Consider the following 15273-nt stretch of genomic DNA (forward strand, 5'->3'; position numbering starts at 1 on the left):
CACACTACACTCCAATTTCTTTATGGTGGGATATCTAAACTTCTAAGAATTATGGGTAATCCTCATAAGTTCATACTGCTTTTTTAACTTTTCTCTATTAAATAAAATATTTTTTGCTGAAAGCTTCAGGTGACAAAGGTTTATCGTGAAGATAACCTTGATGAATAGAACAACCATTTTCTTGAAGGAATAAAGCTTCTGCGTGTGTTTCAACGCCTTCAGCTAACAATTGACAATCAATCCCTTTAACAAACTGGATCAGTGATTTGAGAACTGCTTCGGATCGGGCATCTTGACCAATTTTGCTGATAAACGATTTATCCAACTTAATTTTATCGATAGGATAATCTACCAAATAGGCTAACATAGAAAAACCGGTACCAAAATCATCCAAAGCAATTGAGATTCCCTTTGATCTGCAGGTCATCAAGTTAGTTAGTGTCAGTTCCGAACCGGTCAGTTCTACACTTTCTGTGATTTCAAGTTCAATCTGTTCAGCAGAAATCTGGTTTTTTTCCATTAAGAGAAACAAATCATGAAAAAAAGTTTGACTTGTAAGTAGCGACGAAGTTACATTAATAGCTATTTTAGGAAAACTTTTACTGTGTTTTTTCTCTTTATTGATAAAAGTAAAAACTTCCTCTAGCAAATGGTTTGTTAAACGTGATATAGTTCCGGTTTCTTCAGCGATGCCAATGAATTCAATAGGAGAAATAGGACCGAGGGTTGGATGATTCCATCGTGACAGTACTTCAACGCCGGTGAGGTCACCGGTTTCACAGTTAATTTGTGGTTGTAAAACAAAGTGGTAGCCAAGTTCTTGGAGATTACCTGCCAGACTTTTTTCAATCAAAAATCGACGAGCTAAATCAATTCCCATCCCTGAGTGAAAAAGGGAGTAAGAAGAACCGTTTTGTTCTTTAGCTTTTCGCATTGCCGTCTCAGCATATGTGATCAGTTCTTCGGCACTGTAAGAATCTTGAGGATAGGAAGAAACGCCAATGCTGGCGTTTACTGTAATCGATTTACCGCTTTCTAATATCATAGAATGAGGAAAGACATTCCGAATCTTTTGCGGGAAGTCTTCAATTTCCTCTTTTAGTTGATGCAAGTGGAGAAGAATGAGTTCGTCGCCATCAAGTCGACCAGCTAAATCTTGAGAAGACAGCAAGTTTTCTACTTTTTCTGCGAGTTTTTTAATAACCTGGTCTCCAGTTTTGTGATTGTAGAGTGTATTAATATGCTTGAAATTATCTAGGTTAATATAGACGAGAGAAAAAGGGAGTTCTTTTTGCAGAATTTGTTCAATACTTTCTTCAAATTTTATCCGGGTTAACCAGCCGGTTAGATAATCAGTAGAAGGGATTTTTAGAAATTTTGTTTCCAGAGTTTCTTTCTTATGAGTTTTTTGATAATAAACAGCGAGTCCACCATCAGAAACTGGTGTAACTTTGACACGAAATCTAGTGTCCAATGGCGCATAGTATTCTTCAAATTGTAGAGTTACCCGATCCTGCATTGCCCGGATATAAGTCGAATAAAATTTAGTTCCAACAGCTTTTGGGAAGCAACTCCAAATACTTCGACCAATCAGTTCTTGTTTTTTACGCTGAAGAATTTTTTCCGATTCAGAATTTAAAAAGTGAAACCTCATTTGGTTATCGAGAAGGAAAAAGGCATCTGCCATATTCTCGAGAACAACTTCTGTCTTCAGACAACTTAATGAGGACATGTTGGTCAACAACTGTTTATAAAGGATAATTCCTTTTGAATTACTGTCGAGTGAAAAAGGCTTATATTTCACAGAAAGGCACTCCATTGTTTCTTGATCGTAGAAAAGCACAAGCTGAATTACTTCCTTCTCGCTTCCCGCCAATATATCTTTTATAGATTGTAACTCGTTGAATTTCTTCATTTCTTCCAGACATTTGAAGTAGTTTCCCCCGTCTTTCCAAAGAGCAGTTGGCAGTTGACGACTCTGACAATACACTCTCCAATTTTGGCTAGAATGGGCAACGAACCCCTCTGTGTTCAAAATCAGAACAAAATCTTCTCGCGTTTCATCTAACTCCTGAATTTGTTGTTCGATGTTTTGCATACTCAGTCATTCCTATCTATCTTCACTGTATTTTAAGTACGTTGTTACTTATGGCTGCTTAACTGACAATTATCGAAGATAGTCCATCTTTATTAAAACTGGATGTTATCTTTTACATAATCATTACTAATAAATCGATATTCATCCGCTAGTAAAACGATGATATTCAGTGTCCAAGGATTTAAAGCGCAATAAAAAGATTGGAGAAATGTAATCTCCAACCCTTATTCTATATACTCTCCAAAATAGGCAATGATCTCTTAACTTATATAATGAGAGTTTTTATATCTTTTTACATATAATCCATTTTAAAAATGTACATACATCACAAGAAAATAATAATGCTTTTTTGCTAACTCGGTTAATATGAAATATCTAATTAATTGGGGTTTATACTTAATATATATTTATTTTTTAATAATTTTTAGACACAAATGCTTATTTAAATGGATTAAAATGAATTATATAGTCTTCATGTATAATATAATATAGGTATTTTGAACCTAAGATTTTATTGGTGAATAAATTATATAGTAAGAATAAATAATTATTTTTTATTTTACCAATTGAATGTAAAAAGGACAGTAGAATAGAAGAAAAGAATAGCTAAACAGTAGAACCCCACCACTTTCAATAGGTGGTGGGGTTCTACTTAATTAAGTGAGCTTTTGCGCTAGCTTACCTTATACAGAACGTATACCAATTGCATTAGCTGCTTATTATTTAAAAAGAGAAAGCAATTGAAGTTTGAACAAGCTCTTTAGTAGGTTTATCGGGTATTTGGAGTCATTACTCGAGCGGCTCGAGATTTAAATATTGCGCTATTATTAAATTTAGAGTCTTTGACTGCCATGAGCTTCAGTTCCATAGGCTTACCATCTACTTTCAGAAGAGGGTGAGCCAATGTCACAATTCCAAAATCTGTGTATGTTTTTCAAGGTTGCCAGATAAATTTCCAAATTCTCCATAAAATTTTTCTGTTTTTTAAATAGTAGTATGGTAACTTCTATTTTTAAAGAAAAGGCGATTTTTTGTCCGTTTTTTAGAATCAGCTAGGGGACATCCGCCAGTTATTTCCCAAGGGGTAAAAAGGTTGTCACCAAACGTCATTTTTTAGGAGTCGTGTCTTAGTTTCCCTGAAAAAAGATAGTAAAATAGAGGATTGCATAACAGAATTACCGATTTACAAATGAATACTTCCTGTTGAAAAAAAGAAGGACAATTCAAAATTTTTGGTTGTCTAGTCCATCAAATCATAAGAACGTGTACGCGACATGTTGGAAATTGGAAAAGGTGAAAAAATTGTCATGACAAAAGCAGAAAAATTTAAACTCATAGAAGAATTTATAATCGAAAATCGCATTACCAACTTGCTTATAGCTATGTAAGAAACAAAGATACAGCACTCGATATTGTGCAAGATGCTATTGTGAAAGCTCTCAATTCGATTGATCGACTAGACGATATTAATTATTTAAAAACGTGGTTTTACCGAATTGTTATTAACACATCGATTGATTTTATTCAAAAAAATAAACGATCAATAGAAAAAAAGCCGAATTCTCCACTGAGAATTCGGCTTTTTTTTCTATTATCGTACGTAAGGAGAAGGGTTAACAGCGTTTGAACGTGCGCCATTCCAAGGTCCTACGTGAATTTCAAAGTGAAGGTGTGTACCAGTCGAGCGACCAGTGCTACCCATGCCGCCTACTTGTTGACCTTGTGAAACAGATTGACCTACTGATACGTTGATGGAATTCATATGAGCGTATACCGTAGCGTGTGTTTGGCCATTAATAGAATGTGTAACGATCACAACGTTGCCGTATCCGCCCATGTTGCCAGCATAAGAAACGATTCCGCTAGCTGCAGCAGAGATAGGTGTTCCAGTTACGTTCGCAATATCCATTCCGAGATGGGATTCTGCGCCTACGCCGATGTCTCTTCCGCCAAAGCCAGAAGTAAAGCGTCCAGATGCAGGTAAGATAAATGTTGAACTGCCTGCGCTAGAAGCAGGTGGAGCTACCGCTTGTACAGGTGCTGTAGCTGATGCCGATGCTTGACGCTGAGCTTCCGCTTTACGTGCAGCAGCTTCTTTAGCTAAACGTGCTTGTTCTGCTTTACGGGCGACTTCTGCCAGGCGTGCTTGTTCTGCACCAATTTTCTTTTCAAGAGCTGCACTAATATCTAGTGTTTCACTATGTTTTGTTTCAAGCGTTGATTTTTCTTTAGCTAAACGTGCTTGTTCTGCTTTTAAGTCTTTTTCAAGTTTTGCTTGTGCATTTTTCTGAGAGGCTAGTGAATTTTTCAAATTGACTAATTCCGCTTTTTGAGCTTCCTGCTCGGCTAACTTTGTTTCTACTTCCGCTTTTTGTTCAGCAAGAAGTTTTTTGTCTGCTGCTTGTTCACGCATGATTTCACGATCTGCTTCGATTAAGATGTTGACTGCTGAAAAGCGGTCAATGAAATCAACAAAACTATTTGCGCCAAGAAGCACATCTATGTAGTCTACTGATCCACCACTTAATTGAATGGCACGTGCACGTTCTTTTAAAAGTTCTTCGCGTTCTGCAATTTTTCGTTCAAGTTCTTTAATCGACTTTTGCAATTCGTCGATTTCAACTTTTGTTTGGTCGATTTCTGCTTGAGCAACGTCGATTTTGTCTTGTGTTTCGATGAGTTGATTATCCAACTCGCGGATTTTTGCGATGATTTTCTCGAGCGTGGTTTGGTTTTGAGAAATTTCGTTTGTTTTTTGTTGGATACCGGAGTTTAACTCGCTTTGCTTTTGCTTAACCTCTTGCTGTTGTTTCTCTAAATCGCTTAATTTATCTGCGCTTGCAGCAGGCAAAAACATCGTTAAAGCCAACACAGCCGATAAAGCGATCGTTAGAAATTTAGATAATGTATTCAAGCTTTTGCTCCCCTTTCGTTGTCCGTGACTATCTATGAGTTGTTTTAAAAAATTTTACTTAATGAGAATTTTCATGCCTAGTTGTTTCGTTCAGGAAAAATCCAGCAGACTTATTGTAACACCGCATAAACCTATTTATTATTACAGTTTCTTATCAATTTGAATTCGAACATGACAAAACATCACGAAATAACAGTAAATTGTCATTTAATAATGAAAAAACGTTCATATAGCTTACGTTTTTTGAAAATTATATTTTTTCTAATTAATTGAATGGTTAATATGGAGGATGATTATGAGGGGGAGTTGTGATAGATAGTGACTAATCAAAAAAGCCTTCTCCCAATTTTATGGGAGAAGGCTGTTGTTAGTCGGTTGCTAATAAGTCAGGTTGTTCTCTTCGCACGATTAACACATCACATTTAGCTGTGCGAACGATTCTTTCAGAGACGCTGCCCATTATGAATCGCTCAGCGGCATTTAAGCCAGTTGCTCCACAAATAATAACGTCAGCATGTAGTTTGGGTGCTAATTCTTTTGGAATAACGATTTTAGGTACACCATATTCAATGATGACATTTACATTTTCGACACCAGCAGCTAATGCTTCTTCTTTGTACTTACCTAATAATTCTTCAGAAGTTTTTTTCGTCCGATCTGCAATGGTGCGATCGTAAGCTTCGATAGAACCGAACGATCGATTATCGATGATATGAACCAAATGCAAAGTGGCGTTATTGCGCGTAGCTGCGGCTGCACCTTTTCTAAAAGCAAGTTCTGATTCCTCAGAGCCATCTACTGCTACTAAAATATTCGAATATTTTAACGTCATTTTGCGATTCCTCCTCGTCTCTATAGCTAGTGATTCGCTATAAGTTAAAGGAGTTCCTTCTTATTTGTCATAATCTTTCCATGATAGATGTCCGAATGGTGAAGTTCCGAATAAATAACAAGAGATTTATGATAAGATGAGTCAAACTGAACAGTTCGGAAAACAGCAGGAGAGGCTGGTGCGAGATGAAAAAAAGCAGTGAAAGCACGAAGTCGTTGACAGGAATAGAAGAATTGCTGTCTATCCGCCATCAAGTTAAAGAATTTAAAAAGGATCATTACTTGTTTCGTGAAGGAGATAGGGTCGAGGGAATTTTTATTATTCGCTCTGGTAAAATTAGCATTGAAAAAGTGACGCCGAACGGTCGTGAACTTACGCTAAAAATTTGTGGTCCAGATCAGCTCGTCGGTGAAGTCACTATTTTTTCTGAAGCACCAACATATATGTTAGATGCTCGTGCAGTTGAAGAGACCGTATGTTTTCATATAGGGATGAAAGATTTAGAAGAGGCATTGCTGCTGAATAGTCAGCTTGCGATGAATTTTATGAAATGGATGGGCATCGATCAGCAAAAAACCCAAACAAAATTTCGTGATTTATTGCTTCATGGTAAAAAAGGAGCTTTGTACTCAACGTTAATCAGGCTCACCAATAGCTACGGAGTTGAAACAGAAAAAGGAATTTTGATTGATATGGTGCTGACAAATCAAGAGCTGGCTAATTTTTGTGGGATGACGAGAGAAGTAGTTAATCGTCTACTCGGAAATTTGAAAAAAAATGGAACACTGAGCTTGTCTGAAGGAAAAATTCTTCTGCATGACGTGGAACATTTAAAAACAGAAACAAATTGTGAAAACTGTCCCATTTACCTATGCAAAATCGATTAGTGAAAAGCCTGCCCATGTGGTGGGCTTTTTTTGTTGTGAATTTGTGAATTTGTTAAAAAAAGATGTGCAGTGTGAGAAATATCACAGTGTGAAACCTCAAGATAGCATAGTCTAAAAGTAATGATGATAGGAATAAGAGGTGAGGGAAAATGCGTCAAGAAAAGCAAGAGCCGGAGACGAACCTTAACGGAACTTTCGCAAGTGTTCTTATCGTGGGAGTAATCATTGTGGTGATGTGGGTCGCTGTTTATTTGTTGTATGTAGCTCGTTAAGAAATGACGAAAGGAGTAGGTTAACATGCATTTGCATAAGTATGAAAAAATTTGGCTCGCGTTAGGGATCGCATCTCTAGTTGTATTTTTAAGCGTAGTAGGAGTGAGTGCATTTTCTCAGAATCACACACCTGCTGGAGGAATGGAAACCATTGATCCCAAAAAGGTAAATGAAACGGCACCGTTTGACAATCCGGGCGTTACTCAATTAGATGACGACACCTATCAAGCAACAATTGTGGCGATGGCCTTTGGATACACCGCACCGGAATTGAAAGTTCCAGTGGGCAAGGAAGTTATTTTTAAAGTGACCAGCACCGATGTAGTTCACAGTTTTACAATTGATAACACGAAAGTCAATATGATGGTCGTTCCAGGTCGCATTACGACAAAATCTTACACGTTTGAAAAGCCCGGTACGTATTTGATTCTTTGCAATGAATACTGTGGGACTGGTCACCATATGATGTATACAGAAATAGAGGTGTATGAAGAATGATTGCTTTGCAGGATCGAAAAATTGCTTTATGGAATATCGGTGTCGCGTATACTGCGTTTTTAATCGGAACTTTATGTGGACTTCTTCAAGTATTTATCCGAAATGATGCACTTCAATTACCAGCGTGGTTAGATTATTATCAGATTTTAACGGCACATGGTGTTTTACTGGCACTTATTTATACGACATTTTTTATTTTCGGATTTTTTATTACAGGTATGAGTAAAAGCTTAGGCAGCTTTGGACCTAAAGTTCGCTTGTTTTCTTGGATTGGTTTTTGGGTGACGTTGCTTGGGACTGTTATGGCAACGGTCATGATCATTTCTGGACAAGCCTCTGTCATGTATACATTTTATGCACCTTTAAAAGCAAGCGGCTTTTTCTATGTCGGACTTGCGTTGGTCATTATTGGAACGTGGATTAGTAGTTTCGCATTGGTCGGTCATTACCGCGTATGGCGTAAAAATAACAAAGGTCAATTGAGTCCTTTGTTTGCCTTTATGACCATTACCACCATAATTATGTGGATCATCGCGTGTCTAGGTGTTGTAGCGACTGTGCTTTTCCAATACATTCCGTGGGCGTTCGGGTGGACCGATACAATTGACGTCGAACTCAGCCGCTCGTTATTTTGGTATTTTGGTCATCCACTTGTCTATTTTTGGTTGCTGCCAGCCTATATGGCTTGGTACGTAATTGTACCAAAACTACTAGGTGTAAAAGTATTCAGTGATTCTCTGGCACGGTTGTCTTTCGTTCTGTTTATTTTATTTTCAATTCCAGTTGGTTTTCATCATCAGTTGACAGAACCCGGTATCTCAAATTTTTGGAAGTTTCTTCAAGTGGTCTTGACGTTCATGGTCATTGTTCCTTCCTTAATGACGGCGTTCTCGATGTTTGCAACGTTTGAAATTGCAGGTCGTAAAAACGGCGGCAAAGGTCTTTTCGGTTGGTTTACGAAATTGCCTTGGAAAGATATTCGCTTTACGTCTATTTTTATCGCCATGCTGTTCTTTATTCCCGGTGGAGCTGGCGGAATTATCAATGCAAGTTTCCAGTTAAACGAAGTGGTTCATAATACATTATGGATTGTTGGACATTTCCACATTACTGTAGGAACTCCGGTAGCGATGACATTTATGGGCGTAACATTTTGGCTGATTCCCTATTTAACGGGTCGTAAATTTACTAAGTCTATGAAAGTTTTAGGACTGGTGCAAATTATCACGTGGTCTATCGGAATGCTATTAATGTCGACAGCGCAGCATCTATTAGGTCTTCTCGGAGCACCAAGAAGAACCGCTTACTCTAGTTATAACAATCATCCCTCTTCAGCAGAATGGTTTGATGGTATTTTAACCAATCATGTCACAATGGCAATTGGCGGCAGCATTTTATTTGTGTCGGCAATGATCTTGATTTACATCGTTGTCATGACGATGTTCCTTTCGCCAAAAGCTGTTGAAGCGAAAGATAGGGTTGAGTTTCCGTTGGCTGAAAGTGATATGAGCAATACACCGAAATGGTTAGAAAATTGGTGGATTTGGATTGGGCTTGCTTTGGCACTGATTGTACTTGCCTATGCAATTCCATTAACACATATGATTCAACATGCACCGCCAGGCTCAGAAGGATTCAAAACGTGGTAGGAGTTGAAGAATAATGTTCACAATGGTTTTATCGTTAATGGTTGTGTTTATCGCATTTACTGCAATGTTAGTTGAAATCTCTTCTATAGAAGATTGAACAGGAGGCAGTCAAGAAATCAGTTTACGTGATTTCTTGACTGTCTTTTTAATTTTATGAGTAGTCGCAATTGTGTTGTGTGGCAGCTTTCGATATATTGGAAAGAAAGAGACAGGAAGTTGAGGCTTATGCGATGACGATTTTAGAATGGCTGTTTACAGCAATAAGTGTGTTTTGGCTAAGTGAATTTCTAATTTTTCGCAATCGTGGGATTGGCCAAGGCGATTCGTTGGAAAAACGTACCTTTTTTTCGATTTTCGGCGTATTGATCGCAACAATTCTAGTGGCCTTTGCATTGCAAGAACTGGCACCGTTTGAATCACTCGTAGTTGTCGGGCAACTAGTAGGTGTCATCTTACTTGCTGCGGGTGTGTTTTTGCGGTTTTGGGGAATTTTACACTTGAAAACACAATTCACACGTTACGTTACAGTTCGAGAAGGCGATGAAATCGTCAGTACCGGGCCTTACCAGAAGCTACGGCATCCATTGTATACGGGTTTGTTGTTGATCACACTTGGCATGGCGCTTTTCTTTAGCAGTATGATTGCAGCCGTTGTGGGAGGGAGTGCCATGATTTGGGCATTACTTCAACGCATCAATTATGAAGAGGCGTTGCTTATTGAGAAATTTGGGTCTGATTATGAGCAGTGGATGAAGCAGCGCGCTCGATTGATTCCGTTTATTTACTAATCATAAGATCTGAGCAAAAGCTATTATTTTCTTCTGTGGAGAATAATAGCTTTTTATTGAAAGTGTGAGCATTTTCTTTTACATCGTACACGATATAATTTAATGTAGATCGTGTAAGATATAAATGGATGGAGGAACATATATAATGAAAACACTATTTGAAACAACAATGATTAATACAGGCGGAAGAGACGGAGCGGTTTATTCACCGGATAACATTTTTTATATGGACGTAGCAAAACCACAGGCTCTTGGTGGAAGCGCAACAACTGCGACAAATCCTGAGCAGCTTTTTGCGGCAGGCTATAGCGCATGCTTTAACAGTGCGTTGGAATTGGTACTAGAAGCCGACAAAGTGGACATAGAGAAAAGCGAAGTAACCGCGACTGTTGCGCTGATTGTGGATAAAGACAACGGCGGTGTGAAACTAGCTGTGAAACTAGTTGTTGATATTACTGGGATTAGTGAAGAGTTAAAGCGGACATATGTTGAAAAAGCACATCATACGTGCCCGTACTCAAAAGCGATTCAAGGATCTGTGGATGTGGAACTAAGCATTCTATAATAATTCATGTAGGTGAGAGAAGAATGGAAAAACCAACAAAACTGGATCAGCAATTATGCTTTGAAGTGTATAAAGCTTCCAGTAATTTTTCGAAAATGTATGCTAAAGCACTAGAGCCGTTCAACCTAACATTTACGCAGTATCTCGTGTTGCTCGTTCTATGGGATGAAGACAAACTGCTAACAAAAAATATCGGTGAGCGACTAGGACTTGGCACAGGAACGTTAAATCCTATTCTTAACCGGATGATTGAACGTGGTAGGCTAATTAAACAGCAGTCCGAAACGGATAAGCGTGCATTTGTCATTTCGTTGACGGAAAAGGCCAAAAGCGAACAATTAGCGGTTGAACAAGCTGTCTTTGAGAAAGTCACTAGCTGCAATTTTATGGGGGTCAACGCAATAGCGTTGATGAAAAACTTAAAAGAGTTGAATGCCGCTTTCAAAACCATGGATTTGTAAGGAAAATGGCTTGAATCACTAAATAAGGAGTGATGGCAGATGAATATTTACGATATTGCCGTACCGAAACCGAATGGTGAAGAATATCAGTTAAGTGAATATAAAGGAAAAGCGATGTTAATTGTTAACACCGCCACAAAATGTGGGCTGAGAGATCAGTTTGATGGCTTAGAAAAAATGTATGAAGATTATAAGGACCAAGGATTAATGGTTTTAGGATTTCCGTCCAATCAATTTAAACAAGAAGAAGCCACTGGAGAAAAAGCGCAAGAAGCTTGTCGTATGACATATGGTGTTACTTTTCCTATGCATGACTTAGTAAAAGTGAACGGCGAAGACGCACATCCGCTTTTTAACTATTTGACTAGCAACACAAAAGGATTTTTGACAAGTGGTATCAAATGGAACTTCACGAAATTTCTAATTGACCAGAACGGTAACATCGTTTCACGATTTTCTCCAAAAGATACACCTGAATCGTTTGAAAAGGACATTCAGAAAGTACTTTCCAAGTAACCAGCAAAGAGCCATGCCCACTCGATCGGGTATGGCTCTTTTTATATGTGGATATGACATGTTGTCACTTCTTGTTAGACATATGACATTCTGTCATGTTAAGCTTTACTTGTGAAAGTGACAAGGTGTCACTCGTATGCGTTCGGTTTAGAAATATAAAAATAAAACTACGACTGTACGCTGGAAAATCAAAATTGAGCAGAGCAGGTTCATAGTTGAAGATTGATAAAGTGAATGTTTGAAAATGGAAGGGGACAACAAAATGGAAGCTAGTATAAAAGACGACTTACGAAAATTGAAAGATTCTAAAAGAGAAATTATGAGATTTATGATGGGTTACAAGTTCGCATTAGATGAAATAAATACAAAAATTAATATCTTACAACAGGAATTCCAATTTGTTCATGATTATAATCCGATTGAAAATGTCAGTTCAAGAGTAAAATCTCCTGAAAGTATTATGAAAAAAGCGACAAAAAAAGGAATTGAGCTTTCGCGTTCAGATGTAAAAAAGACGATTAAAGACATAGCGGGAATTCGAATTACGTGTTCATTTGAAACGGATATCTATCGGCTAAGTACAATGCTACAAAACCAAGCTGATTTAAAAGTTCTTGACGTGAAGGATTACATCAAGAATCCAAAGCCAAACGGTTACCGCAGTTTGCATTTATTGCTGGTGGTTCCTGTTTTTATGTCGGACCGCGTGGAAGAAGTTTGTGTAGAAGTGCAAATCAGAACCATTGCGATGGATTTTTGGGCCAGCCTCGAACATAAAATCTACTATAAATACAATAAAGAAGTTCCCGTTGATATTATTAGAGAGTTGAAAGAATCGGCAGAATCAGCAGCACAATTAGATCGCAAAATGGAAAAAATTCAGCTGCGTATGAACAAGTTGAAAGACCAGATTGGTGATGATGAAGATCTTTCTGAGATTTTGATTGATAAAGAACGGTTCCGTTTACCAACTAATTTCACGTTAAATAGAATGACATAAGTTGATAGAAAGGAAGACAGCGATGCCAAAACTAACCTTTTATAATTTACCTAAGGACAAGCAACAGCACTTGATTGGAGCAGCTAAACAGGAATTCTCAAATGCATCTTTGTCAGAGGCTTCTATTGCTAATATCGTTAAAGCAGCGGGGATTTCTCGAGGCAGCTTTTATCAATATTTTGAAGGGAAAGAAGATCTTTATTTTTACTTGCTGAATGGCTACGCGGTCGAACAAAAACAAATTTTCAAAACAATATTGCAGAAAAAAAGTGGGGATCTATTTCAAGCTATTAGTGAATTTTACCGATTTACCGTAAACGAAGAAGAATTACTCGACTTTAAACGAAACGTCCTTTTGAATATGACAGAACAAGTAGAAACTAAATTTATTAAAATTGTCAATGAAGAAGAGTCTGCAGAAGAATTCCGAGCGATTAGCCTTTTGATCGATACGACCAAGTTAAACGTTTCTGGAAACAAAGAACTATACCATCTGCTTAAAATTATGATGTCGGTGACCGTTAGGAATTGGATTGAATATTTCGCTAAAAACTTAACGATTGATGAGTCTATTGCAAATTACGAATTAGAATTAAAGTTGTTGAGAACAGGGCTTTCCCGTGTCTAACAAGAACATTTTGTTTAATTTTACGGCTTGATGTGATAAGATGTACTTCATCGTTGCAGTAATGTAGCAGTAATGGAGTGATTAAAATGAGCAAAGCAAAAGCGAAACCGAAAAGTGGTACGGGTCAGGGAACTGGCAAAAAAGGATGGACTCGCTGGAAATCCGGTGCCAACAAAGCGAAGAGTTTTAAACCGTATACCAGCAAAAATACTAAAAAAGCGGACGAGCCGAAAACAGAAAAAGAACTAGCTTCTGAATGGGTCGATGCATAGATAGGAAAGTAGAGAGAGTTGCTTAACCGGCAACTCTTTTTAATTTGATGTGAACTTCTAGTGGACGATAAGAAATTTCTGTCTTATAAGTGATGAAAGGATTAAGAATAGATCAGCTGTTTTTACGTGTTACTTAACACTGAAAGTTTTCTCGAAAAAGTGTAAAATAGGATGTAGATAGTTTCCGAAACGGAAGGGGTGAAGGGATATGCCGAATGCACCAACTTCGTTAGCAAGTATTCCAGAAAAAGAAAAAATGTATCAGGACATTGTGAATTATTCTGACGAAACAACAATTATCCATTCAAATCAGAAGGTTTTATATATAAACCAATCAGGTGCTGAATTTTTTAAAGCGAAGCAAGAAGAAGTTGTGGGCGCAGATGTAGTAGAGGTCTTTACAGACGACTACAAAGAATTAATTACGAAGCGAATTCAAAAAGGGATGGAAAATCGTACAATTGGAGAGTTGATGGAAACGACTGTTAGACGTTTTGACGGGACTTTAGCCGATGTTGAATTGTATTGTTACCCAGTTCAGTACGGAGAAACGGTAGCCATCCAGTCCACTATGCGTGATATCACGCTTCAGAAAAAAATGTCGCATGACTTACGCCAACTTAAAAACGAAATTTCAGCACCAATTGTTCCGATTATTGATGGACTAGCTGTGTTGCCACTTGTAGGATCAGTCGATGGGGATCGGAGTATGCGCCTGCTGGATATTATCCCGCAGAAAGTTCAAGGAGAAAATTTGCATTGTCTCATTATTGATGTTTCAGGGATTTATAATATTGATAATGTGGTTGCAGAATTTCTATACAAAATTGATCAAATCATGCGCTTGTTAGGCATTCAGCTTATTTTTACAGGAATTCGTCCTGAACTGGCATTAAAAGCTGTCGATGTGCGCGTAGACTTTAGCAAACTAAAGACAATGAGTACCGTAAAACAAGCGTTAAAACAATATTTGACGGCTAATTAACACGAGTTTGTAAATAGTCTTGTTAAAAGTATGAAAGTGGTTTATAGTGTATAGATACAACATTTAGTGTTTTTTATTATTCAGATAACTATATGTAGTGAAAATAGTGATAAAGGTGCCTGAAAAGGCTTAAAAGGGAATCCGGTAATACCGGAGCTGTACCCGCAACTGTAAGTGCTGACGAGCTATCACAATCCACTGTCCAATGGACGGGAAGGAGATAGCAGAGGATGACGCACAAGCCAGGAAACCTGCCTTTGTTCTAAGTTTATGATCTTCTCCGGGAGTTGAGAAGGATAACGAAGATATTCTGCGCGAGCAGCTATTTTTTGCTGCCTTTCTCCGCTATTCTGCGTTTTCCACCCCATCCTCCCTGAGAGGATGGGTTTTTTTGTTTTACATAGAAGGAGGAAATGCAATCATGACAGAACCATTAGCAGCAGGTGTGGCAAGAACCATTCAAACAAAGTTAGTGTTGCCACCTGATACGAATCATTTAGGAACGATATTCGGTGGAACCGTACTCGCGTATATTGATGAAATTGCCGCTATTACTGCCATGAGGCACAGCGGAAAAGCAGTCGTTACAGCTTCGATTGATACGGTGAATTTTTTATCTTCCGCTAAAGTAGGGGACATTTTCATCTTAGAAGGTGTTGTAATATCGACAGGAAGAACATCGATGGAAGTGTATGTTAAAGCAGAATGTCAGCAGATTGAAACCGGCAATAGAAATTTGACGACGACAGCTATTTTGACAATGGTTGCAGTCGACAGTGACGGCAAACCGACACCGGTCGTTGGTGTTATACCAGAAACTCCTGCTGAAAAAGAATTATTTAAAAGCGCACAGGAGCGGAAACAGCGACGCATGAAAGTGAACGAATTCGCAAAGGAGTTATGCTGA

Annotated in this window: 17 protein-coding genes and 1 riboswitch; of the genes, 14 read left to right on the forward strand and 3 right to left on the reverse strand. The window is 38.0% G+C overall.

Annotated features, from left to right (window positions below; genetic code table 11):
- Window positions 1–97: 97 nt before the first annotated feature.
- The gene (locus AUO94_RS09615; RefSeq protein ID WP_058384004.1) at window positions 98–2098 is read right to left on the reverse strand and encodes a sensor domain-containing protein; all 2001 of its coding nucleotides are present in this window, start codon (window positions 2096–2098) and stop codon (window positions 98–100) included.
- A 1414-nt stretch (window positions 2099–3512) separates the two neighbouring features.
- Here AUO94_RS09615 and AUO94_RS17810 point away from each other — a divergent pair.
- Window positions 3513–3725: an RNA polymerase sigma factor gene (locus tag AUO94_RS17810; RefSeq protein WP_418054988.1), complete on the forward strand. Its 213-nt coding sequence runs from the start codon at window positions 3513–3515 to the stop codon at window positions 3723–3725.
- Here the strand turns inward: AUO94_RS17810 and AUO94_RS09620 are convergent.
- Window positions 3690–5012: a murein hydrolase activator EnvC family protein gene (locus tag AUO94_RS09620; RefSeq protein WP_058384005.1), complete on the reverse strand. Its 1323-nt coding sequence runs from the start codon at window positions 5010–5012 to the stop codon at window positions 3690–3692. The two genes, AUO94_RS17810 and AUO94_RS09620, sit on opposite strands and share 36 nt — an antisense overlap.
- Window positions 5013–5379: 367 nt before the next feature.
- Window positions 5380–5844: a universal stress protein gene (locus AUO94_RS09625; RefSeq protein WP_058384006.1), complete on the reverse strand. Its 465-nt coding sequence runs from the start codon at window positions 5842–5844 to the stop codon at window positions 5380–5382.
- A 185-nt stretch (window positions 5845–6029) separates the two neighbouring features.
- Here AUO94_RS09625 and AUO94_RS09630 point away from each other — a divergent pair, with 185 nt between their 5' ends.
- The 13 genes from AUO94_RS09630 to AUO94_RS09690 all read left to right on the forward strand — a co-directional run bounded on the left by AUO94_RS09630 (window position 6030) and on the right by AUO94_RS09690 (window position 15273).
- Window positions 6030–6731: a Crp/Fnr family transcriptional regulator gene (locus tag AUO94_RS09630; RefSeq protein WP_058384007.1), complete on the forward strand. Its 702-nt coding sequence runs from the start codon at window positions 6030–6032 to the stop codon at window positions 6729–6731.
- 149 nt (window positions 6732–6880) lie between these two features.
- Window positions 6881–7003, forward strand: coding sequence for a hypothetical protein (locus tag AUO94_RS09635; protein ID WP_058384008.1), 123 nt, complete (start codon window positions 6881–6883; stop codon window positions 7001–7003).
- Between the two features lie 25 nt (window positions 7004–7028).
- Window positions 7029–7502, forward strand: a complete 474-nt coding sequence (locus tag AUO94_RS09640; protein ID WP_058384009.1) for a cytochrome c oxidase subunit II — start codon at window positions 7029–7031, stop codon at window positions 7500–7502.
- A complete protein-coding gene (locus AUO94_RS09645) occupies window positions 7499–9151 on the forward strand; it encodes a b(o/a)3-type cytochrome-c oxidase subunit 1 (RefSeq protein ID WP_058384010.1) in 1653 nt (550 codons plus the stop codon). The genes AUO94_RS09640 and AUO94_RS09645 overlap by 4 nt, the downstream gene beginning before the upstream one ends.
- A 230-nt stretch (window positions 9152–9381) precedes the next feature.
- The gene (locus tag AUO94_RS09650) at window positions 9382–9939 is read left to right on the forward strand and encodes a methyltransferase family protein (RefSeq protein ID WP_058384011.1); all 558 of its coding nucleotides are present in this window, start codon (window positions 9382–9384) and stop codon (window positions 9937–9939) included.
- 145 nt (window positions 9940–10084) lie between these two features.
- Window positions 10085–10504, forward strand: a complete 420-nt coding sequence (locus AUO94_RS09655; RefSeq protein ID WP_058384012.1) for an organic hydroperoxide resistance protein — start codon at window positions 10085–10087, stop codon at window positions 10502–10504.
- A 23-nt stretch (window positions 10505–10527) separates the two neighbouring features.
- A complete protein-coding gene (locus AUO94_RS09660; protein WP_058384013.1) occupies window positions 10528–10965 on the forward strand; it encodes a MarR family winged helix-turn-helix transcriptional regulator in 438 nt (145 codons plus the stop codon).
- A gap of 39 nt (window positions 10966–11004) precedes the next feature.
- A complete protein-coding gene (locus AUO94_RS09665) occupies window positions 11005–11481 on the forward strand; it encodes a glutathione peroxidase (protein ID WP_058384014.1) in 477 nt (158 codons plus the stop codon).
- A gap of 262 nt (window positions 11482–11743) precedes the next feature.
- Entirely contained in the window at window positions 11744–12481 is a 738-nt protein-coding gene (locus AUO94_RS09670) for a GTP pyrophosphokinase (protein WP_058384015.1), read from the forward strand.
- A 22-nt stretch (window positions 12482–12503) separates the two neighbouring features.
- Window positions 12504–13109, forward strand: a complete 606-nt coding sequence (locus AUO94_RS09675; protein ID WP_058384016.1) for a TetR/AcrR family transcriptional regulator — start codon at window positions 12504–12506, stop codon at window positions 13107–13109.
- Between the two features lie 86 nt (window positions 13110–13195).
- The gene (locus AUO94_RS09680) at window positions 13196–13381 is read left to right on the forward strand and encodes a DUF3934 family protein (protein WP_058384017.1); all 186 of its coding nucleotides are present in this window, start codon (window positions 13196–13198) and stop codon (window positions 13379–13381) included.
- Between the two features lie 208 nt (window positions 13382–13589).
- Window positions 13590–14366, forward strand: coding sequence for a PAS domain S-box protein (locus AUO94_RS09685; protein ID WP_058384018.1), 777 nt, complete (start codon window positions 13590–13592; stop codon window positions 14364–14366).
- Window positions 14367–14462: 96 nt separating this feature from the next.
- Window positions 14463–14639, forward strand: a riboswitch (cobalamin riboswitch).
- A 148-nt stretch (window positions 14640–14787) separates the two neighbouring features.
- Window positions 14788–15273, forward strand: coding sequence for an acyl-CoA thioesterase (locus tag AUO94_RS09690; protein ID WP_058384019.1), 486 nt, complete (start codon window positions 14788–14790; stop codon window positions 15271–15273).

Source organism: Planococcus kocurii, from assembly GCF_001465835.2.
Taxonomy (GTDB): domain Bacteria; phylum Bacillota; class Bacilli; order Bacillales_A; family Planococcaceae; genus Planococcus; species Planococcus kocurii.